Here is a 4,754-nt window from a genome sequence, read left to right as displayed (position 1 = left end):
TCGGCCAGGGTCAGCGGCTGGGTCTCGATGATGCGCCGGCCGTCGAGGTGCTTGAACTCGTGCACCACCGCCGGGATCATCAGCTTGCCGTCGACCCCGCCCCGCAGGGAAACCTGGCGCGGTGAGAAGGTGAAGTCCAGTGCTTCGGCTGCGGTATTCGCCTGCCAGTCGGCGGCCTCCACGACCAGCTGGTAATCGCCCTCATCCAGGGAAGGGAACATCACCGGGTACTCCAGCTGGAACCGGCCCTCTCCGGTCTGCCGGGCCGACAGCGAGATGTTCTCGTCTGTCGGTCCCCCTGACAGCCGCACCGAGGTCACCCGGGGATCGTCGTCTCGGTCGTCGGCAAGCTGGATCTCGATTGCATCGAGGGACGTGATCGTGGTGTCGTCTCCCTGGTCGATGGAGATGACCGGTGGCGTGGTGTCACGATAGAACGATGAGTTGAGCGACTGGATGGTCTCGTTCCAGTTCCTGTCGATTACCGTGGCTGTCGCATTGCTGTACTGGCCTTCGGTCAGCTCATTCAGGTCGAAGGTGAAGTAGAAGTCGTTTGCCGTTGGCCTGTCGGTGCGGGTCGGGGCGAGCTCTACGGTGCTGCCATCTGCCCCCTGGAGGGTCAGGCTGGCGTCCTGCAGATAGAACCAGTTGTAGAAACTACCCGTGTCACTGCTTGGCTCACGGGCATGCAGCGTCAACTCACGGCTTTCGGGATCAATCTCGTGGGAGATGATTTCCGGGTCGGTGAAGTCATAGAAAATATTCGCAGCGTGTCGACGGGAGACCAGGTCGCTGTTGCTGGCATGGTAGTTGTAGGTCACGTTCCCGGGCAGGCGGCCTTCAGTCTTGCCATCGCCCCATGACTTATCTATCGCGGCGGTCACTCGGGTCTGGCCTGGCTCGATGTAGTAGTCCTGGGAGGCATATCGGACGGACAGCCGTTGGCGGTAAGGTCTTGGCTCTACCTCATACTCCACCCTGGTGATGCGCTGACCAGTGCCCATGTTGAGGTTGAGGCGCTCCAGTGGATCGAGCTCCACGCGGTGGCCGGTCTCGGTGATATGCACTGCATCCACCACCACCGGTGCAGGCGCCGTTGCTGTCGAAAGCGCCACATTGGCCATCACGGAGCCGTTGTTGGCGAAATTGTCGCCGTACCACCACTCCAGCTCGTTGATCCCGTGCTGGACAAGCTCGTGTTTGCCCGACAGGTAGTACGCGTACTCGCTGTCTTCGAACAGCTTCTTGTCCCCGGCGATGTCGTCGGTCAGCACGCCGCGGTTGAGCGAGCGGGGTCGAAGGCCATAGGGGGTGTAGTCTGCGTAGTTGCCCAGGGGAATGCGGAACACCAGCTGCACGGGGTTCTCTTTCACCTCCAAGCCATCGGTGAACGGGACATACCCTGCCATGTTGTTCCAGCTACCGGAGCTGCTCGGCGAGTAGATGGCGACTGGTTCGGGCTTGCCACCGTGATCGGGGGATTGGTCCCAGCCGATCCGGTCGGTGATGTCCCGATGGTTGCCGGCCCTGTCGACCAGGCGGAACGTGACGTCGTATATGGCCTCGGGGTGGACCATGACGCTCTGCACCTGCTCCAGGTCGACCGATGCCGCACCGTCGCTGATGTTGATGCCTTCGATTGTGCGTGACGTTCCCTGGGCATCCCTGGCGATGAAATCGACACGGTCGAGTTGAGCGCCGGTGGTCTGGATGCCTTCGATGTAGAACGACCCGAAGTTGGTCCAGGAGCCTGGGCCGGCACCGGGACCGGCTATGCGGTTGCCGTTGCCGTCGTCGTGCACAACCCGGGAGTCCGAGGAGATATGGATGGTCTGGTTCGCTGTCGGCGCCGTCACATCAACCATCAAGGGGTAGTCCCGCGACTGAATGACCTCGCCAGTCGACGAGAGAATCTCGGAGCGGATCAGGTACTCCCCCTCGCCGGGCGCGGGGAGCGACAGGCGAGTTCCATAGAAGTCGTTGCCGCCGGCGGAAATCCGGTCATAGGCCCCCAGCAGACCACTCGTTGCGCTGTCGATCTGGGAGCCATCCTGATGGAGGAGAGAAACGCGGATTCTACGGTCGATACCCGCCCGGAGAGTAAATTCGATGTCTCCTGTCGGGTTGGCGTATCGCTCTCCATGCGGCAGGGTGCGTTGCTCCCCAGCGGGGGTTGCGAAACTGTATTCGACAAGGTCTGCGACGGCATGGCCTGATGCCATTGCCGTTGCCCCTGACATGGCGGTGAGCAGGGCCCTGAGGGGTGACCGTATTGGGTGTCGGCTTGCCATGGATGATCCTCCTGGACGACGACCGTTATTCTCTTGCTGTCTACGCGAGACGGAGCTTTTCATGGCGGACTCTACGTGCCTCAGACTGCAACAGCCCTGGACAGATGTACCCTTCAAGGGCGTATTGAGAGAATTCATCGTTATGACGACGTATTGAAATGACAAGGCCCGCTGGAGAGCGGGCCGAAGGTGGGGAAGTTGGCGAGTCGTGGAGTCTGGGAAGACGTCGCGATACCTTTGGAATTAAGGGACTTTGCCCTTGTAGGTCACCAGAAGGTCGTTCTTTTCGATCCACACCTCGTCGATGTGATTCTGCACGTCAATTTTCTCACTTATTGCCTGCTGGATCGTCTAAGGGGGCTCCAGGCGAACTCCAGGGGTTAAGAGGACCTATCAGGCTTAAAACTTGCCGTAGAGCTCGGCCTGTCCGTTCTTGAAACTCTTGACCTCGAAGTCGCCCATCTTGGGCCCCGGCATCCCGGGTGAACCGGAGGGCATGCCGGCCAGGGTCAAGCCGTTTACGTCAGGCATCTCCTCGAAGAGCTTCTCGATCGCCTTGAAGGGCACATGCCCCTCCACGGCGTAGCCACCGATCGACAGGGTGTGGCAGGCGGTTTCACTGACAGGAATGCGGGCCTGTTGTTTGACCTTGGCCATCTGGTCGGTTGGGACGACCTTCACCTTGATCCCATTGTCCTCCAGATGCTCCGCATACCCGGCACAGCAAGTACAGTTGGGATTCTTGAACATGATGGCTTCTACGGGGACCGAAGCGTATGCGACACCCGTGCCTAACATCAAGGCACTAGCAGCGGAAAGGACGTGTGACAAGAATAGCATTAGCGATCTCCTCTGGTGGATGATCTCAAGCTTATTTCCTTCTCTCACCATCGCCCTGGTCCTGAAGTTCCCTTGAAGGGTGCGACGAAGAGGGAAGCCCTCCTGAATCCACCACCAGCCGTTCCAGCGCGGTGCGCCGCTTGGCGGCTGGCGGATGTGTAGCGAAGAGGTCGAAGGTTGGCTCGAACTGGCCCACCAGGTGTGCGAACAGGGCAATTCCGGGGCCGGTGCCAACATGCTCGGCGGCGAAGCGATCGGCACGGTACTCCATGCGGCGTGACGCCCAGCGATCGAAGAGCACGAAGATCCAGAAACCGACGCGGCGCCCTGCCCTGCCGATCAGGCTGAGGCCCCTGAAGAGGAGGTGGAGCGGCCGGGTCAGCAAGGTCAGCACCGGGAGGATCTGCACCATCCTGAGCGTGGCATTCATGGCCATGTGCCGCAGGCGATCGAACAGCATGATGCTCCGTAGTGCCAACAGCCAGACCGACTGGCTCTGTGTATCCCCATAGCGGGCGTGAGCAACTTCATGCGCCAGCACCCACTGGACCATCGGAGGGGGCAACATCAGGATGCCGTCACTGAGCACGATGGTGTGCCGCCGCCAGGGGCTGCTCAGGATGAAGGCGATGATCCCGCCCACCGGGAGGCGGCGCAGCTCGATGCGCCCTACCCCGTACCGTCGTGCCAGCGTGTCGACGAACGCCTGGTGAGGGTGGCCTTTATCGAACCTCACCCCGGATTGCCCGCACACGCTGCGGATTCGTGCGTTCATGGAGACTCCCATGTGGCCAAGCGCCAGCATGGCGATCATGGGCAACAGTATCCAGATCGAGGTAGCAATGACCCAAGTGTCGTCCGGCGGCAAGGGGATCGGGCGGCCGGCCCAGGAGAGCGGAGGATACTGGGTGAGCACCGTGAGGTCGTCAGGGAGCCGGAGCTCGGGGAGAAATCCGCCCAACACCTCCCATAGCCAGCGCCAGGCCTTTCGGAACAACCACAGCGGGAGCATGACCACGGTGGCCATGGCCGTGCCAATACCCAGTAGGGCGCCAATCCAGCGAATGAGCGAGATCATCAGGCAACTAAGCGCCGAAACAGACGGAGCATGTACATGTAGGTCATGCATGCCTCTCGGGAGATCAGATATTCGTGCGTGAGCGCGGGACGCCGCAGATAGCCCGTATCGCACCAGCCAAGGGGCCGATCGATAAGCCCGGCAAATGGAAAGGGAGCTGGTAGAGGATCAGCGTTGCGAGCACTGGACCGGGATCTGGACCAACTCCCTTTCGTTTGCCCGCTACCGTGATTCCAGGGCCATGCAGGGCAACGGGTGGGTGTGAGACGGGGCACACAACGCTAGTATCCGTGAACCTTGATGCGCCATCAGGTCGAGAGGTGCCCTTCAAGGGCGTTTTGGTGGGGAAGGATTGTCGTCGGCTGGGCCCGGGTTGCTTCAGATATGCGGTGGATTGAGGCGCGTATCTAGCGCGAACGGTTCCTCGACGATGAGCTCGAAGAGACCCAAGGCAGTGACCGGGTTCATCACGATGTTTCGGCTGTACCGCGACACCGTCGAGGGGACGATGATGAACGGATGCTCCTCGAGGAGATAGTCCCCAT

At 60.9% G+C, this 4,754-nt stretch carries 3 protein-coding genes; all 3 read right to left on the bottom strand.

Annotation, left to right across the window (positions count from 1 at the left end):
- Positions 1 to 2,222, bottom strand: a 2,222-nt coding sequence (locus CR157_RS21840; RefSeq protein WP_181422152.1) for an Ig-like domain-containing protein, incomplete at its 3' end; no start/stop codon positions are given.
- 468 nt (positions 2,223 to 2,690) lie between these two features.
- On the bottom strand, positions 2,691 to 3,131 hold the full coding sequence (locus CR157_RS21835; RefSeq protein ID WP_110285625.1) for a DUF411 domain-containing protein: 441 nt from the start codon (positions 3,129 to 3,131) through the stop codon (positions 2,691 to 2,693).
- A 31-nt stretch (positions 3,132 to 3,162) separates the two neighbouring features.
- Complete coding sequence (locus CR157_RS21830) at positions 3,163 to 4,260, bottom strand: M48 family metallopeptidase (RefSeq protein ID WP_110285624.1); 1,098 nt, start codon at positions 4,258 to 4,260, stop codon at positions 3,163 to 3,165.
- Positions 4,261 to 4,754 lie beyond the last annotated feature (494 nt).

This window comes from Halomonas sp. LBP4, assembly GCF_003202205.1.
Taxonomy (GTDB): Bacteria; Pseudomonadota; Gammaproteobacteria; order Pseudomonadales; family Halomonadaceae; genus Halomonas; species Halomonas flagellata.
This window is presented reverse-complemented; position numbering and strand designations above follow the sequence as displayed.

Bases quoted from the DNA above. Each gene is read 5' to 3' on its own strand.
- CR157_RS21835 (WP_110285625.1), bottom strand. From the start codon at position 3,131: ATGCTATTCTTGTCACACGTCCTTTCCGCTGCTAGTGCCTTGATGTTA.
- CR157_RS21830 (WP_110285624.1), bottom strand. From the start codon at position 4,260: ATGCATGACCTACATGTACATGCTCCGTCTGTTTCGGCGCTTAGTTGC.